This is a genomic window from Pseudomonas sp. B21-012, from assembly GCF_024749305.1.
In the GTDB taxonomy this organism is placed as follows: Bacteria; Pseudomonadota; Gammaproteobacteria; order Pseudomonadales; family Pseudomonadaceae; genus Aquipseudomonas.
Genome location: NZ_CP087197.1, coordinates 742,969 through 757,296 on the forward strand (window position 1 = coordinate 742,969; position 14,328 = coordinate 757,296).

Below are 14,328 nucleotides of genomic sequence, written 5' to 3' on the forward strand. Positions count from 1 at the left end.
TTGCAATATGGCATTGCAACACAAAACCCGGCCGTTGGTTAACCTTGGCGCGCCCTTCTTTGACTGCCAGAGCCTGAAACCCATGGTCGATATCGTTGTGCTTTGCGTGTTTGCCTTTGCCGCCGGGCTGATCGATGCGGCAGTCGGTGGTGGCGGGTTGATCCAGATTCCGGCGCTGTTCAACGTGCTGCCAGCATCGCCCCCGGCTGCCTTGCTGGGCACCAACAAGGTTGCCTCGGCCTGCGGCACGGCGTTTGCCGCCCGCTCGTTTGTGCGCAAGGTGGTGATCGACTGGGGGCTGGTGGTTCCGGCGGCCTGTGCGGCCTTCGCCATGGCCTTCGTCGGCGCCGCCACGGTATCGCTGGTGCCGCAAGGGCTGATGCGCCCGGCGGTACTGGTGTTGATCGTGCTGATGGCGATCTACACCTTCTGGAAAAAGGACTTCGGTGCCCTGCACAAACCGATGCGCATCGGCACCCGCGAAAAATTGCTGGCGATCGTCATCGGCGGCGCCATCGGTTTTTACGATGGCCTGTTCGGACCGGGCACTGGCAGCTTTCTGATCTTCCTGTTCATTCGCTGCTTCGCCTTCGACTTCCTGCATGCCTCGGCGTCGGCGAAACTGGTGAACATCGCCACCAACGTCGCCGCACTGATGTTCTTCATTCCCACCGGCAACGTGCTCTACCTGATCGCCATTCCCATGGCCGCCTTCAACATCCTTGGCGCGCTGACTGGCACCTGGCTGGCAGTGCGCAAGGGCGTACCCTTCGTGCGCGCGCTGTTCCTGGTGTTGCTGCTGATACTGATCGGCAAGCTGTCCTACGATCTGTTGGTATAACGCTTACGCCCACCAGTAACGCACGAAGTGGAAGAACACCGGCGCGGCGAAGCATACCGAGTCCATGCGGTCGAGCATGCCGCCGTGGCCTTCGATCATGTGGCCCCAGTCCTTGACGCCGCGATCGCGCTTGATCGCCGACATCACCAGGCCGCCGGCAAAGCCCATGAGGTTGACGGTCAAGGCCATCAGCGCCGCCTGCCAGAAGCTGAACGGCGTGATCCAGCACAGGGTGGCGCCAATCAGGGTGGCCAGGGCCACGCCGCCAACCAGGCCTTCGACGGTCTTTGACGGCGACAGCTTCGGCGCCACCTTGTGCTTGCCGAACAGCTTGCCGCAGACGTACTGCAGCACATCGGAGATCTGCACCACGAGGATCAGCCAGGCGATCAGCAGCAGGTTGCGGCCTTCGTATCCGGGGATGTCCAGGGTCATCAAGGCCGGTACCGAAGACAGGCAGTAGACCGCGATCATCAAGCCCCACTGCACCTTCGAGGCACGCTCGAGAAAGCGCGTGGTGTCGCCGCCGAAGCTGGCGAGAATCGGCAGCAGCAGGAACAGGTAGACCGGGATGAAAATGCTGAACAGCCCGTACCAGTCCATGGCGATCAGCAGGTACTGCACCGGCAGGGCGACGTAAAAGGCCGCGACCAGTGCCGGGTAGTCGCTGCGCCGGGTGGGTGTCAGGGTGAGGAATTCACGCAAGGCGTAAAACGACACACAGTAGAACAGCAGGATCACGCCCAGCTTGCCGAACAGAAACGCCAGGCCGATGACCAGGACCATCACCCACCAGGCGTTGATCCGCGCGTTGAGGTTGTCGATTACCGCGTGGGGGGCGGGGCCGGCGCGCCATTTGAGCAGGCGGCCGATCAGGCTGGCGAGCAGCAGCAGGCCGCCGATGCCGGCGAACAGCGAAAGGGTGTTGTTGTCCATCTCAGGATTCCTTCGGGGCCAGGGCCAACAGGGCCTGGCGGGCCCGGTCGAGAAACGCGTGCTTGCTTTCGTCCGCTTGCAGGTGCAGCGGCTCACCAAAGCTCAGGGTGCACAGCAAGGGCAGCGGCAGGGCGCGGCCCTTGGGCATGACCCGGTTGAGGTTGGCGATCCACACCGGGATCACCTCGACCTGCGGGTGGGCGCTGGCCAGGTGAAACAGGCCGCTCTTGAACGCCAGCAACGGTTCGTCGCTGAGGTTGCGCGTGCCTTCGGGGAAGAAGATCAGCGAATCGCCCTGGGCCAGCGCATCCTGGATAGGTTGCAGGGGATTGCTTTGGGCGTCGTTGTGCTGGCGATCGATCAGCACGCCATTGAACACCCGCTTGATCAGGAATTGACGAATGCCGGGTTTTTGCCAGTAATCGGCACCGGCCACCGGCCGCGTGTGCTGGCGCAGCGGCTGGGGCAGCGAGGCCCAGATCAGCACGAAGTCGCCGTGGCTGCTGTGGTTGGCGTAGTACAGCCGTTGCACCGGTTGCGGCGTGCAGCCCAGCCACAAGGCGCGGGCGCCGGTGATCAGGCGGGCGACCGAGGTGATGGCAAAGGCGGTGAGGGCAGCAAGCATGGGCAAGGTCCTTATCCGGCGAAATGAAGCAAGGGCAAAAGCAAAATGCCGATCAGCGCCAGCACGGCCTGTACGGCAAAGCACAGCAGTTGTTTGCGCAGCAGGCCCAGCGCCGCCAGGCCGCGTGCCTGCCAGTCGCGGTTATCGGCCGGGTTGGCTTTCAGGCCCAGGCTGAACAACGACTGGTCCAGCGCCTGGGTCTGTTGCCCAAGCTGATCGCTGCGCGTGGCCAGGTGCGCAAACAGGTCGGCGTCCAGCGCGACGCGCATGGCAAAGAACTTTTGCAGCAAGCCTGTCAGCAACAACAGGCCGCTCAGTACTGCGCAGTATCCCGGGGCAGGCGAGCCGATCAGCAGCGCCGCCAGGCCAAGCAGCACCGCCAGCAGGCTGATGCCGTCGGCCAGGCGCTCGACCTGGCGGCCGCGCTTGAGCAGGCTGGCAACCACAGCCAGGTGGATTTCATCGCTCACAGGCAAGGCTCCGTTTGCAGGCGTTCGATTACCCGCAGGTGCTGCGGGTGCAGGACCACCCCAGGGCGAGCCTGGCTGATGCGCTGTTGCGCTTGCCCGGCATCGGCGCAACGGCCGCTGAGCACCAGCCAGGCGGCTACGGCGCTGGCGCTTCGCGAATAACCGAGCGCGCAACAGACCAGCACCGGGCCCTGGGCACGCAGCTGTTCGATGGCCGCCGCCGCTTCCCGGCAGCGCTCGGCCGTGGGCACCACCAGGTCGAGGCTGGGCAGCGCACGATAAGCCTGGCCCGGGGCAACCGAGGCGGGTAGTTCGGCGCACAGGTCGACGATGGCGGCGAACTGCGCCGCTTGCCCCTTGCCCGGAATCCGCCCCAGGTACACGCCGTCGCAAACTTCATCCGCTTGCGGATGGCGCCGGGTCCACCAGCGCGAATTGAGCCAGGCGCCGATCAGGTAGGGCGCCAGCAGCCAGCGCGTGGCGTACGACAGCTGGCCGTCGGCGCCTTTCTGAAAACCTTCGGCGCCCAGTTGCGCGTAGTTGAGTGCCACCACCAGCAGCGCCACCGCCGGCCACAACAACCACAGGGCAACGCCTGCAAGGTACAACGCCAGACCACCCAGCAGGGCGGCGCCGGCGAAGTAACGCAAGGCCAGGCGCCAGCGCTGCGGATCACGGGCAAGTTGCATAGGGCGCAGTACCGGCGGACCCGCAACCGGCCACAGCCAGCAACACAGCACCCCCACCAGCGCGCCGCTGGGCAGGTCGATAAAGTGGTGTTGCCAGGTGGTCAGCACCGACACGCCGATCAACGCCATCCAGCCATGCACCAGCAAGCGCGGCAGCCTGGCGTGGATATGCCGGGCAAACATCGCCCAGATGATCACCAGCAAGGCGATGTGCAGTGATGGCGCCTGGTTGAAGGGTTTGTCAAAGCCCATCAGCACATCGAACAGCCAGCCGAACAGGCCATCCAGCGCGGGCCGCTCGACGGTAAAACGCAACGGCCAGAGCAGAAACCCGAGGATGCAGATGACTTGCGCACTGAGCAGGCGCAGGGCGTGGCGGTCCATCTCCAGGCGACTTAGCGGCAACAGGAACGACAGCCCGTAAAGCAGGTCGATCGACCAGTAGGGGATGATGGTCCAGGGCCACAGCGGGATATGGCCTTCCCAGGCGAACACCAGGCTGCCGACGTCGCTGCGCCCGGCGGTGTAGGTGTTGGTCAGGCCGTAGCTGAGAAAGAACAACGGCCCCAGCAACAGCAGCCAGAGCACCCCGCGCTTGATCAAGCCTGGCTCGCGTGCCGTGCTCATCAAACGACCCGCTGGGCCAGGCTGACGCTGAAGATGCCCCACTCATCAATACGCTGGCAGATCTTGCGAAAGCCGGCCGCCTCGACCAGTTGGTCCATTTCCACCTGGCTGCGCCGGCGCATCACCCAGGCCTGGCCGGCGCGGTGGCTGGTCAGGGCGCGGGCGATCATCTCCAGCTGCGGGTGCCAGGGCTGGCCGGTGTACACCAGGTAACCACCGGGCTCCACCGCCTGGGCCAGGCCGCTCAGGGAGTCGCCAACCATCTGGTTGCTGGCGAACAGCTCATACAGGCCCGAAACCACCGCCAGGGTCGGGCGTGGATCGAGGCTGGCCAGGCTCTGGGCATCGAAGGCGTCACCCCGGACGAAGCGGGCAATGTCGGCCAGGCCCTTTTCGGCGATCAGCGCGCTGCCCTGCTGGACATTGAGCTCGCTATAGTCGCGCAGCAGGATCGACTCCGGCTTGCGTTCCAGGCCCTGCAACGCTTCGAGGATGTAGCGGCCATGGCCGGCAGCGATATCGACGATATCCACCGGCTTGCCCTGTTCGCGCAGGCGTTCGATGGCCAGGCGCAGCAGCTCTTCGACATGCAGTTTGCGCTGGCGGATGCCGCGCCAGCCGATGGCGTTGAGGTAGTTCTGGTCGATCATGCGCCCGATCGCGCCCTTGCCGGTGGGCTGGTTGCGGTAGATGTAGTCCAGCGTGCTGCCCGAGTCGAAACCGGTGTCAAAGCCCAGCTTGACCCCGTCCGACAAACCCTTGCCCAGCCGCAGGCCGGCGCGGGTGGCGCGCCAGTAAAGATCGGCCGGCGAGTTGCGCGGCAGCGGCGCGGCCAGGCTTTCGGCTTCGGCGCAGCTGGCGCCCAGTTGGTCGGCAGCGAGCAGCGAAGGGCGCTGCGGCGCCAGGCTGAAGCAGTGCTCGATAAACCGCCGGATCCGCGCCAGGGCATGGCTGCGGTCACGCTCGCCAAGGGTGTCGTGGAAGAATCCGGGGAGGATGTGTTTCTCTTTGTGCACGCTGCCCAGGCGTTCGAAGAACTGCTCCTGGGGTTTGCGCTTGACCACGAAATCGGCGCCGGAAATTAACAGCTGGGTCGGCACCTGAATCGCCTGGGCATCGGCCACCACGCGGTCGGCGGCTTCATACAGGCCAAGCAGCATGGTCACCGAAATCGGTCGGCTGATCAGCGGGTCGCTTTCGTACGAGGCGATGCGCTCGGGGTCGTGGCTGAGCAGGCGCGGCTTGACGTAGCTGTTGACGAAGAAGTTGCCGCGCCAGGCGCGCATCAGCTTCAGCCCCGGGCGGGCGAAAGGCACGTAGAGCTTGACCTTGAAGGCCGGCGAGGCCAGTACCAGGCAGCGTACCTTGGGCGCGTAGTCGTGGGCCCAGGTGGCGATCAGTACGGCGCCGACGCTTTGCGCCAGCACCGCCATATCCTCTTCGGCGATGCCGTGCTCGCGGGCGATGTGCTCGATGAAGGTCTGCACGTCGCGCACGCTGCAGGCAAAGCTTGGGCTGTCGCCACGGGCGCCAGGCGACTGGCCGTGGCCACGGGCGTCCCAGGCGAAGAAGTCGTGGTCGGGCAGTTGCAGCTCATCGGCCAGATGGGCCATGCGCCCGCCGTGTTCGTGGCCGCGGTGGAACAACACCACGGCACGCCGTGGCTGGTCGTCAGCAACGTCGGCGGGCCAGTGGCGGTAATGCAGTTCGACGCCGTCGTGGGTGGTGAAGTGCAGCGATTGCGCGTTGCGCATGGCAAATATCCTTATCTGGCACAAAGTGCTTCAGCGGGTTTGCGCCAGACCGCGGCTGACCCGGTTGTAGAGGGTATAGAGCGAGAGCAGCAAGATCACCAGCAGCACGCCGTTGAGCCAGCTGGCCGGCAACAGGCCGCTGGCAACGCCGGCGCCGAGCACGCCGAAGGCAAAGGCCCGGTCGCTTTTGCCCATCGGGCCGTCGTAGCGGCGTTCAGCGCCGACCAACGGGCCCATGACCCCGGCGTATTCGCTGATCAGCGCCGCCAGCACGACGATCACCACCAGCGCCGACGACACCCCCGGCAGCAGCGCGAAGGGCAGGTACAGGGCGCTGTCGGCGACCAGGTCGCAGAGTTCGTTGTAGTAGGCGCCGAGCTTCGATTGCTGGCCGAATTCGCGGGCGAGCATGCCGTCGATGGCATTGAGGGCCATGCGCAGCAGCATCCATACCGGCACCAGGGCGAACAGCCAGGTGAGGTGTGGCAGCCAGGCCAGCAACAGGCCGAGCAGAACGGAAACCACGGCGGCGCTCAGGGTTACCTGGTTGGCAGTGACGCCGCGTTGGTACAGGCGCTCGACCGTCGGGCGCAACAGCGCCTGGAAGCGGGGTTTGAGCTGGTAGATCGACGGCACGGTGAAACTCCCTTTTACGACTCGGTTGGCGATCAGTGCAGCAACAGCTAGGTCCGCGGGGGCGATTGTCGGTGGATTGCCCCTGCCGGAGCAATAGCGCTGGCACTCAGGCAGTCGATCAAAGCCTGGGCATGCCCGGGCAGGCTGGCAAAATCCCGGCTGCACAGGCGCAGCTGGCGTTTTGCCCAGGGCTCGTTCAGCGCCAGGCTGTGCAACGGCAATAGCCCCTGCCAGCGCTGCACTGCGGCCATTGGCACGATGCCCAGGCCAGCGCCGTGGGCGACCATGCGGATCACCCCGTCAAACCCTTCGGCGCGCACCCGCACCTGCAGGCGCCGGCCCAGATGCAGGGCTTGTTCTTCAAGGTGCAGGGCCAGGGCGCTGTCGGCTTGCAGGCCAACGTAGCCGTGGCCGAGGGTGTCGGCAAAGCGCAGGTTGGGGTTGGCGGCCAGCGGGTGGGCGGGCGGCATGATCAGCATCAGCGGGTCGTCGCGAAACGCCAGGGTTTGCAGGTGTTCGCTGGCCACCGCGCTGGAGATGATGCCGATATCGGCCACGCCCTGGGTGATGGCCTGGACGATGCGCAGGCTCGGCAGTTCGTGGATGTCGATATCGATGGCCGGGTATTGCCGGAGAAACCCGGCGAGCAATTCCGGCAGGTATTCGGTCAGCGCTGCGGTATTGCACAACAGCCGCACCTGGCCCTGCAGGCCCTGGGCGTATTGCCCGAGGTCGAACTGCAGGCGCTCGACCTGCTGGGCGATCAGCCGCGCATGCTGCAGCAGCGCCTGCCCGGCAGGCGTGGCCTGCACCCCGCGACGGTTGCGTTCAAGCAGCGGCGTACCCAGCGAACTTTCCATGGCGCGGATGCGCGCGCTGGCGGCGGGCAGCGACAGGTGGCTGCGCTGGGCGCCGGCGGTGATGTTGCCGCACTCCAGGGTGTGCTGGAAGAGGCGCAGGTCAATCAGGTCGAAATGCATCAGCCTCTTCCTGGGCAATAGTCTGGCTGAGTATATGGCAGATTTTCAGCCTGGGTGGCAGGGTGCAGGATAGTGCCATGACTACCTTCTTTGGCTTCTATCAGGATATCGGCCCAGCGCTGTCGCTGCTGGTCATTGTCACCTTCGTGCTGGCCGGTGCGGTCAAGGGTGTGATCGGCCTTGGCCTGCCGACCATCGCCATGGGCCTGCTCGGCATGGCTATGTCTCCGGCGCAGGCAGCGGCCTTGCTGATTGTGCCTTCGACCCTGACCAACCTCTGGCAACTGGCCTTTGGCGGGCACCTTCGCGCCTTGCTGAAACGGCTGTGGCCGATGCTGGCGCTGATCTTTATCGGCACCTTGCTCGGTAGCGCCTGGCTGGGCATCAACAGTGGCGCCTGGGCGGCACATGCCTTGGGAGGGGCGTTGCTGGTGTATGCGTTGTACGGCCTGCTCGGCCACGGGCTGAGCCTGGCGCCTGCGCATGAGTCCTGGATCGGGCCGTTTTGCGGGCTGATCACCGGGGTGATCACGGCGGCCACCGGAGTCTTTGTGATTCCCGCAGTGCCTTATCTGCAAAGCCTGGGCCTGAGTCGCGAGGAAATGGTCCAGGCCCTGGGCCTGTCATTCAGCGTCTCGACCCTGGCCCTGGCAATCGGCCTGGCCGGCCAGGATGCGCTCGGCGCCCGGGCCCTGGGCGCGTCAATGCTGGTGCTGGCGCCGGCGCTGCTAGGCATGCTGGGCGGGCAGTGGCTGCGTCAGCGCATCAGCGCGGTGCTGTTCAAGCGCTGCTTCTTTATCGGCCTGGCGCTGCTTGGCACGCACCTGTTGCTCAACGGCTAGCCGAGGAGGGGCTGAGCATCTCGATCAGCTGAATATCGAAGTCGCGCTCCAGGTAGTCCATGCGTTTTTCGAAGAACGCCGCCATGTGCGGCAGGGCCGAGTGCACATCCAGTGCGGCCTTGCTGGCCCAGATCTCGTAGAACACAAACAGGCTTGGGTCCTGCTGGTCGCGCAGCATGTGGTATTCGATGCAGCCCGGCTCCTGGCGGCTGGGCTCGACGTAGGCGCGAAACAGCGTTTCGAAGGCTTCGGACATTTGCGGTCGGGTCTTGGCTTTGAGGATGAAACCGTACTGCTCGCTCATGGAGATGCCTCTGAATGGAAGAAGTGAAACGATTCTATGGCAACAATAAGCGTTTGATTCGTGCTTTTTAGGCAAATGTATTTTGCCCCGGCACGGCTGTTTCCCCGCGAGGCCTGCCTCTAATCTGCCGCCATCAAATTCACTCGGTCACAGGCTTCTTTGCCCCTGATCGAACATAGATGAGGCACCCCATGAAAAAAATCCTGTTGCTCAACGGTGGCAAGAAGTTTGCCCACTCCGATGGCCGCCTGAACGAAACCCTGCACGAAGCCGCGCTGGCCTTCCTGGACCGCGCAGGGTTCGATGTGAAAACCACCTACATCGATGGCGGCTACGACAACGCCGAAGAAGTGCAGAAATTTCTCTGGGCCGACGTCATCATCTATCAGATGCCCGGCTGGTGGATGGGCGCCCCCTGGACCGTCAAGCAGTACCTGGACGAAGTCTTCACTGCTGGCCATGGCAGCCTCTACGCCAACGACGGCCGTACCCGTTCCGATGCGTCGCAAAAGTACGGCAGCGGTGGCCTGATCCAGGGCAAACAGTACATGCTGTCGCTGACCTGGAACGCACCGCAGCAGGCGTTTGACGACCCGGCCGACTTCTTCGAAGGCAAGGGCGTGGACGCGGTGTACTTCCCGTTCCACAAGGCCAACCAGTTCCTCGGCATGAGCGGCCTGCCGACTTACCTTGCGGTGGATGTGATGAAGCGCCCCAACGTCGAGGCCGCTGTGGCCGCCTACGAGCAGCACCTGGCCGAGGTTTTCCAGACCCAGGCCTGATGAAGCCTTGCGCAAGCCGCGCCAAGCGGCTATCTATCACGGCTGTTGCCAACCCCGGGGTACAGCCGTGAAAGCCAGGTCCGATGAATTGCAGGTGTTCGTCTCGGTGATCGAGTGCGGCTCGATTTCCGCGGCCGCCGAGCAGGGCGGGCAGACGCCGTCGGCGATAAGCCGCACCCTGTCGCGCCTGGAAACCAAACTCGGCACCACCCTGATCAACCGCACCACCCGGCGCATGGACCTGACCGAAGAAGGGCGGTTTTTCTTCGAGCGGGCCAAGTCGATCCTGCAGCAGATGGACGAGCTCGAAGAGCACCTGTCGGTGCACCACCAGACGCCGTCCGGGCGCTTGCGCATCAACGCCGCGCTGCCGTTCATGCTCCACGCCATCGTGCCCTGGGTCGGTGAGTTTCGCGCGCTGTACCCGCAGATCCAACTGGAGCTCAACACCAGCGACCTGATCATCGACCTGATCGAGCAGAGCACCGACGTCGCCATTCGCATCGGCGAACTGGCCGACTCCAGCCTGCATGCCCGCGCCCTCGGTTGCAGCCCGTTGAACCTGCTGGCCAGCCCCGAGTACCTGGCCCGCCACGGCACGCCCGAGCGGGTTGAAGACCTGCAAGGCCACGCGCTGCTTGGCTTTACCCAGACCGAAACCCTCAACCACTGGCCGCTGCGCCATGCTGAAGGCGACCGCCTGCTGATCCGCCCGGCGCTGTCGGCCTCCAGCGGTGAAACCCTGCGCGAACTGGCCTTGGCCGGTGAGGGCATCGTCTGCCTGTCGCACTTCATGACCCATGAAGACATCCGCAGCGGGCGCCTGCAGGTGCTCCTGGCCGAGCACAACAGCGGCTATCGCCAGCCGATCAATGCGGTGTACTACCGCAACACCCAGCTGGCGCTGCGCATCCAGTGCTTTCTCGATTTCATTCAGAACAAGCTGGCGATCTACGCCTGCTGAAGCGTCCATCTGCGACAGCTTCTGCCTATGCGCGGCGAAAACTCCTACGGTGTTTGATAACTCGTCTGACATCAGCCTTAATGGCTGTTCAACGAAAACAACACTAAGGAAGCTCTCATGCGCGTTGTGATGTTCCGATCCCTGGCCCTCGGCGCCGCGATCCTCGCCAGTAACGCGGCTTACGCGGTTACCCTGGAGGGCGGTGCAGTTGCGGCACCCGATCAATATGGTGCACAGGTCGCCGCCGATATCCTGAAAAAAGGCGGCAACGCGGTGGATGCGGCCGTGGCCACCGCCTTCACCCTGGCGGTCACCTACCCCGAGGCGGGCAACATCGGTGGTGGTGGTTTCATGACCCTGTATGTCGACGGCAAGGCCTACTTCCTCGACTACCGCGAAACCGCGCCGAAGGCCGCCAGCCGCAACATGTACCTGGACGACAAGGGCGAGATCATCGAGAACCTCAGCCTGGTCGGTTCCCGCGCTGCCGGCGTGCCCGGTACGGTGATGGGGCTGTGGGAGGCGCATCAGAAATTCGGCAAGCTGCCGTGGGCCGAACTGCTGACCCCAGCGGTCGGTTATGCCAAGAACGGCTTCAAGGTCGCCTCCAAACAGTACCAGTACCGCGAAGACGCCCTGGGCCTGTTCAAGGACAGCACCAACTTCAACGACTATTTCGGCAGCATGAAAGTCGGCGAGACTTTCAAGCAGCCGGAGCTGGCGCAAACCCTGGAGCGCATTGCCGACATGGGTGTCAGCGAGTTTTACCAGGGCAAGACCGCCGACCTGCTGGTGGCGCAGATGCAGGCCGACAAGGGCCTGATCAGCAAGGACGACCTCAAGGACTACAAAGCCGTCTGGCGTGAGCCAATGAAGATCGACTGGCGTGGCAACACGGTCTATACCGCGCCGCTGCCAAGTTCGGGTGGCATCGCCCTGGCCCAGCTGCTGGGCATCAAGGAAGCGCGCGCCGCCGACTTCAAGGGCGTCGAGCTGAACTCGGCGCGCTACATCCACCTGCTGGCCGAGATCGAAAAACGCGTGTTCGCCGACCGCGCCGACTACCTCGGTGACCCGGCGTTCTCCAAGGTGCCGGTCGAGCAACTGATCGCCAAGGACTACATCGCCAAGCGCGCCCAGGAGGTCAACCCGACGGCCATCTCGGACACCGAGAAAGTCCGCCCGGGCCTTGAACCGCACCAGACCACGCACTTCTCCATCGTCGACAAGGACGGTAATGCGGTCAGCAACACCTACACCCTGAACTGGGACTACGGCAGCGGTGTGGTGGTCAAGGGCGCAGGCTTTTTGCTCAACGACGAAATGGACGACTTCAGCTCCAAGCCGGGCGTGGCCAACGCCTTTGGGGTGGTCGGTGGCGATGCCAACGCGATCGAGCCGGGCAAGCGCATGCTGTCGTCGATGAGCCCGAGCCTGGTGACCCGCGATGGCAATGTCACCCTGGTACTGGGTACCCCCGGTGGTTCGCGGATTTTTACCTCGATCTTCCAGGTGTTGAACAACCTCTATGACTACAACCTGCCGCTGGAAAAAGCCGTGGCTGCGCAGCGCGTGCATCACCAGTTGCTGCCCAAGGACACGATTTATTTCGATGCTTTTGCACCGCTTAACGGCAAGGTTGCTGAAGAGCTGAAGAAGATGGGCTACACCCTGGAAGATCAGGGTTGGGAGATGGGCGACATCCAGGCGATCCGGGTTAATGGCACGGCGCTGGAAACCGCTTCCGATCCGCGTGGGCGGGGTGTGGGGCAGATCGTTAAATAGGTGTTGAGTTGATCGCGGGTCAAGCCCGCTCCTACAAACCTGTAGGAGCGGGCTTGACCCGCGATGCGTTTAAACGCGGAAGTGGCTGACCATGGTCTGCAACTGGTTGCCCAGCCGCGCCAGTTCAACACTCGACGCCGCGGTCTCGTCACTGGCCGCGGCGGTCTGCTCGGACACATCGCGAACATTGAGAATGCTGCGGCTGATTTGTTCGGCCACTGCGCTCTGTTGCTCCGCCGCCGCCGCAATCTGCTGGTTCATCGACTGAATGTTCGACACCGTACGCGTGATGCTTTCCAGCGAAGCACCGGCCTTGCGGGTCAGCTCGACGCTGCTGTCGGTCAGGTTGCGGCTGCCAAGCATGACATTGGCCACCTGCTGGGTACCGCTCTGCAGGCCGGCGACCAGCTCTTCGATCTCTTCGGTGGACTTCTGCGTACGCTGGGCCAGGCCGCGAACTTCGTCGGCGACCACGGCAAAACCACGCCCTGCTTCACCGGCGCGGGCCGCTTCGATGGCCGCGTTGAGGGCCAGCAGGTTGGTTTGCTCGGCCACCGACTTGATCACGTCCATGACGCTGCCGATCTTCTGGCTTTCCTGTTGCAGCAGGCCCATGGCCTCGGTGGAGCGGTGCACCTCTTCGGCCAGGCGTTCGATCTGGCTGATCGCTTCGGCGACAACCTGGTCACCGGCACGGGCCTGGCCATCGGCTTCGGTGGCAGCCTCGGAAGCATGCTCGGCATTGCGCGCAACTTCCTGCACGGTGGCGGCCATTTCGTGCATGGCGGTGGCGACCTGGTCGGTTTCAACTTTCTGGCTGTTGACCCCGGCGCTGGTCTCTTCGGTAACAGCCGAGAGTTCTTCGGCAGCGCTGGCGATCTGCGTGACGCCGTCGCGGATGCCGGTGATCAGGTCACGCAGGGTCGAGCCCATGCGCTGGATGCCTTGCTGCAACACGCCCAGTTCGTCACGGCGGGTGACGCGCATGTTATGGGTCAGGTCGCCGGCGGCGATCTTCTCGACCACGGCCAGGGTTTCACGCAACGGGCGAGTGATCTGACGGGTAATGATTACCGCAGCCAGGATGCCGACCAGCAGTGCCAGCAAGGTGGCCGTCAGTTGCAGGGAGCGGGCCTGGGTGCTCTCGCTGTCGCGGCGGTCCAGCTGGATCTGGTACAGGGCGTCGCTGGTCTTGACGATATCGGCGCCTTGAACGGTCATTTCCTGACGCGCTACGGCGATATCGGCAGTGGCGTCGCGGAACTGGCGTACAGCGTCACGGTAAGCCATCACAGCGGATTCAAACTGCTTGATGCGCGTCGCTTCGCCTGGCATCTGGCGGTTCAGGCCGGCGATTTCGGCCAGGGCGGTATCGAGCTGACGCAGGGCCAGTTGCTCGGTCTCGCTGCTGATGTCGGCGATGTAGCTGCGCACGGCCAGGCGAACCAGCAGCAGTTGCTCCTTGGCCTGGGTGATGGTTCGGAACTGCTCCAGGCGGCTGGCGTCACCCTCGGGCAGGGCCAGCACGTCGCGGTTGATCGCTTCGATCAGTTCGATAGCGCGGGCTGCGGCCTGGTTCATCGAGTCGCGTGCGGCCAGGCTGGTCTTGTAACCGGCGCGCATCTTGTTGATCGACACCTGGTATTCGCTGATGGTCTGGCCCAGCTCCTGGAGCAGCTTGATGTTCTCCGGGCTCTTGAAGCTCTTGAGCAGTTTTTGCTGCTGCTCGCTGAAGGCATTGAGCTTGACCTGGACGTTGCCGGCCGCGGCGTCGTCGCCATTGGTCAGCATGTACTGCAGGCGGGTGATGCGCAGGTTGGTCAGGTCACTGTTGAGCTGGGTAATGTCGCTCATCCAGTTGCTGCGATCGATCAGGCTGCCCAGGCTATTCCAGCCGGTCAGGGCCAGCAGGCCGGTCAGCAACAGCACCAGGCCAAAGCCCAGGCCGAGTTTCAGGTTGACGCTGATGTTGGCAAACCAGCTATTCATGCAATCCCTCCAGGAACGTTGTGCTTCTTGATCCGAATCGGTGGAAGGTTGTTGTTATTGATGGCCAGCCGATGTTCTGAGCAGGGTTTATCGGCGGCTTGCGC

Annotated in this window: 14 protein-coding genes and 1 pseudogene; 5 read left to right on the forward strand and 10 right to left on the reverse strand. The window is 64.0% G+C overall.

Translation table 11 applies throughout. The features are described from left to right. The first annotated feature begins 82 nt into the window (after positions 1–82). Positions 83–841 carry a TSUP family transporter gene (locus LOY37_RS03270; RefSeq protein WP_045196566.1) on the forward strand — a complete coding sequence of 253 codons (759 nt, stop codon included), beginning with the start codon at positions 83–85 and terminating at the stop codon, positions 839–841. A gap of 3 nt (positions 842–844) precedes the next feature. Here the strand turns inward: LOY37_RS03270 and LOY37_RS03275 are convergent, their stop codons facing one another. From LOY37_RS03275 to LOY37_RS03305, 7 genes are read right to left on the reverse strand one after another with little or no spacing between them, the layout of a single operon-like run. Continuing rightward, positions 845–1,777, reverse strand: coding sequence for a phosphatidate cytidylyltransferase (locus tag LOY37_RS03275; protein WP_045195828.1), 933 nt, complete (start codon positions 1,775–1,777; stop codon positions 845–847). 1 nt (position 1,778) lies between these two features. Next, positions 1,779–2,402 carry a 1-acyl-sn-glycerol-3-phosphate acyltransferase gene (locus LOY37_RS03280; protein ID WP_093387795.1) on the reverse strand — a complete coding sequence of 208 codons (624 nt, stop codon included), beginning with the start codon at positions 2,400–2,402 and terminating at the stop codon, positions 1,779–1,781. Between the two features lie 11 nt (positions 2,403–2,413). Continuing rightward, entirely contained in the window at positions 2,414–2,872 is a 459-nt protein-coding gene (locus tag LOY37_RS03285) for a hypothetical protein (protein ID WP_258716296.1), read from the reverse strand. Next, on the reverse strand, positions 2,869–4,188 hold the full coding sequence (locus LOY37_RS03290) for a phosphatase PAP2/dual specificity phosphatase family protein (protein WP_258716297.1): 1,320 nt from the start codon (positions 4,186–4,188) through the stop codon (positions 2,869–2,871). The genes LOY37_RS03285 and LOY37_RS03290 overlap by 4 nt, the downstream gene beginning before the upstream one ends. After that, positions 4,188–5,942, reverse strand: coding sequence for a bifunctional alpha/beta hydrolase/class I SAM-dependent methyltransferase (locus tag LOY37_RS03295; protein WP_258716298.1), 1,755 nt, complete (start codon positions 5,940–5,942; stop codon positions 4,188–4,190). Before LOY37_RS03295 ends, LOY37_RS03290 begins: the two co-directional genes overlap by 1 nt. Before the next feature lie 30 nt (positions 5,943–5,972). Further along, positions 5,973–6,578: a CDP-alcohol phosphatidyltransferase family protein gene (locus tag LOY37_RS03300; RefSeq protein WP_045195837.1), complete on the reverse strand. Its 606-nt coding sequence runs from the start codon at positions 6,576–6,578 to the stop codon at positions 5,973–5,975. A gap of 47 nt (positions 6,579–6,625) precedes the next feature. Then, positions 6,626–7,558, reverse strand: coding sequence for a LysR substrate-binding domain-containing protein (locus tag LOY37_RS03305; RefSeq protein WP_045195838.1), 933 nt, complete (start codon positions 7,556–7,558; stop codon positions 6,626–6,628). Between the two features lie 77 nt (positions 7,559–7,635). On the opposite strand from LOY37_RS03305, the gene LOY37_RS03310 reads away from it, so the two are divergent. Beyond that, complete coding sequence (locus LOY37_RS03310; protein ID WP_258716299.1) at positions 7,636–8,400, forward strand: sulfite exporter TauE/SafE family protein; 765 nt, start codon at positions 7,636–7,638, stop codon at positions 8,398–8,400. Here LOY37_RS03310 and LOY37_RS03315 read toward each other — a convergent pair. Next, the gene (locus LOY37_RS03315) at positions 8,390–8,704 is read right to left on the reverse strand and encodes a putative quinol monooxygenase (protein ID WP_093387814.1); all 315 of its coding nucleotides are present in this window, start codon (positions 8,702–8,704) and stop codon (positions 8,390–8,392) included. The two genes, LOY37_RS03310 and LOY37_RS03315, sit on opposite strands and share 11 nt — an antisense overlap. Positions 8,705–8,895: 191 nt before the next feature. Between LOY37_RS03315 and LOY37_RS03320 the strand changes: the two genes are divergently transcribed. The 3 genes from LOY37_RS03320 (at position 8,896) to ggt (ending at position 12,235) form a co-directional block, all read left to right on the forward strand. After that, a complete protein-coding gene (locus LOY37_RS03320; protein WP_258716300.1) occupies positions 8,896–9,486 on the forward strand; it encodes an NAD(P)H-dependent oxidoreductase in 591 nt (196 codons plus the stop codon). Positions 9,487–9,553: 67 nt separating this feature from the next. Continuing rightward, entirely contained in the window at positions 9,554–10,450 is an 897-nt protein-coding gene (locus LOY37_RS03325; protein ID WP_045195847.1) for a LysR family transcriptional regulator, read from the forward strand. 117 nt (positions 10,451–10,567) lie between these two features. Further along, a complete protein-coding gene (ggt, locus tag LOY37_RS03330) occupies positions 10,568–12,235 on the forward strand; it encodes a gamma-glutamyltransferase (RefSeq protein ID WP_258716301.1) in 1,668 nt (555 codons plus the stop codon). A 69-nt stretch (positions 12,236–12,304) separates the two neighbouring features. Here the strand turns inward: ggt and LOY37_RS27480 are convergent, their stop codons facing one another. Together LOY37_RS27480 and LOY37_RS27485 are read right to left on the reverse strand one after the other, a co-directional pair. Beyond that, positions 12,305–13,222 carry a methyl-accepting chemotaxis protein gene (locus tag LOY37_RS27480; RefSeq protein ID WP_408980719.1) on the reverse strand — a complete coding sequence of 306 codons (918 nt, stop codon included), beginning with the start codon at positions 13,220–13,222 and terminating at the stop codon, positions 12,305–12,307. After that, a pseudogene (locus LOY37_RS27485) lies at positions 13,208–14,224 on the reverse strand (methyl-accepting chemotaxis protein); the annotation flags it as partial. The pseudogene LOY37_RS27485 and the gene LOY37_RS27480, both read right to left, overlap by 15 nt. Positions 14,225–14,328 lie beyond the last annotated feature (104 nt).

Coding starts and splice junctions, on each gene's coding strand:
- LOY37_RS03270 (WP_045196566.1), top strand. CDS start 83: ATGGTCGATATCGTTGTGCTTTGCGTGTTTGCCTTTGCCGCCGGGCTG.
- LOY37_RS03275 (WP_045195828.1), bottom strand. CDS start 1,777: ATGGACAACAACACCCTTTCGCTGTTCGCCGGCATCGGCGGCCTGCTG.
- LOY37_RS03280 (WP_093387795.1), bottom strand. CDS start 2,402: ATGCTTGCTGCCCTCACCGCCTTTGCCATCACCTCGGTCGCCCGCCTG.
- LOY37_RS03290 (WP_258716297.1), bottom strand. CDS start 4,188: ATGAGCACGGCACGCGAGCCAGGCTTGATCAAGCGCGGGGTGCTCTGG.
- LOY37_RS03295 (WP_258716298.1), bottom strand. CDS start 5,942: ATGCGCAACGCGCAATCGCTGCACTTCACCACCCACGACGGCGTCGAA.
- LOY37_RS03305 (WP_045195838.1), bottom strand. CDS start 7,558: ATGCATTTCGACCTGATTGACCTGCGCCTCTTCCAGCACACCCTGGAG.
- LOY37_RS03310 (WP_258716299.1), top strand. CDS start 7,636: ATGACTACCTTCTTTGGCTTCTATCAGGATATCGGCCCAGCGCTGTCG.
- LOY37_RS03315 (WP_093387814.1), bottom strand. CDS start 8,704: ATGAGCGAGCAGTACGGTTTCATCCTCAAAGCCAAGACCCGACCGCAA.
- LOY37_RS03320 (WP_258716300.1), top strand. CDS start 8,896: ATGAAAAAAATCCTGTTGCTCAACGGTGGCAAGAAGTTTGCCCACTCC.
- ggt (WP_258716301.1), top strand. CDS start 10,568: ATGCGCGTTGTGATGTTCCGATCCCTGGCCCTCGGCGCCGCGATCCTC.
- LOY37_RS27480 (WP_408980719.1), bottom strand. CDS start 13,222: ATGCGCGTCACCCGCCGTGACGAACTGGGCGTGTTGCAGCAAGGCATC.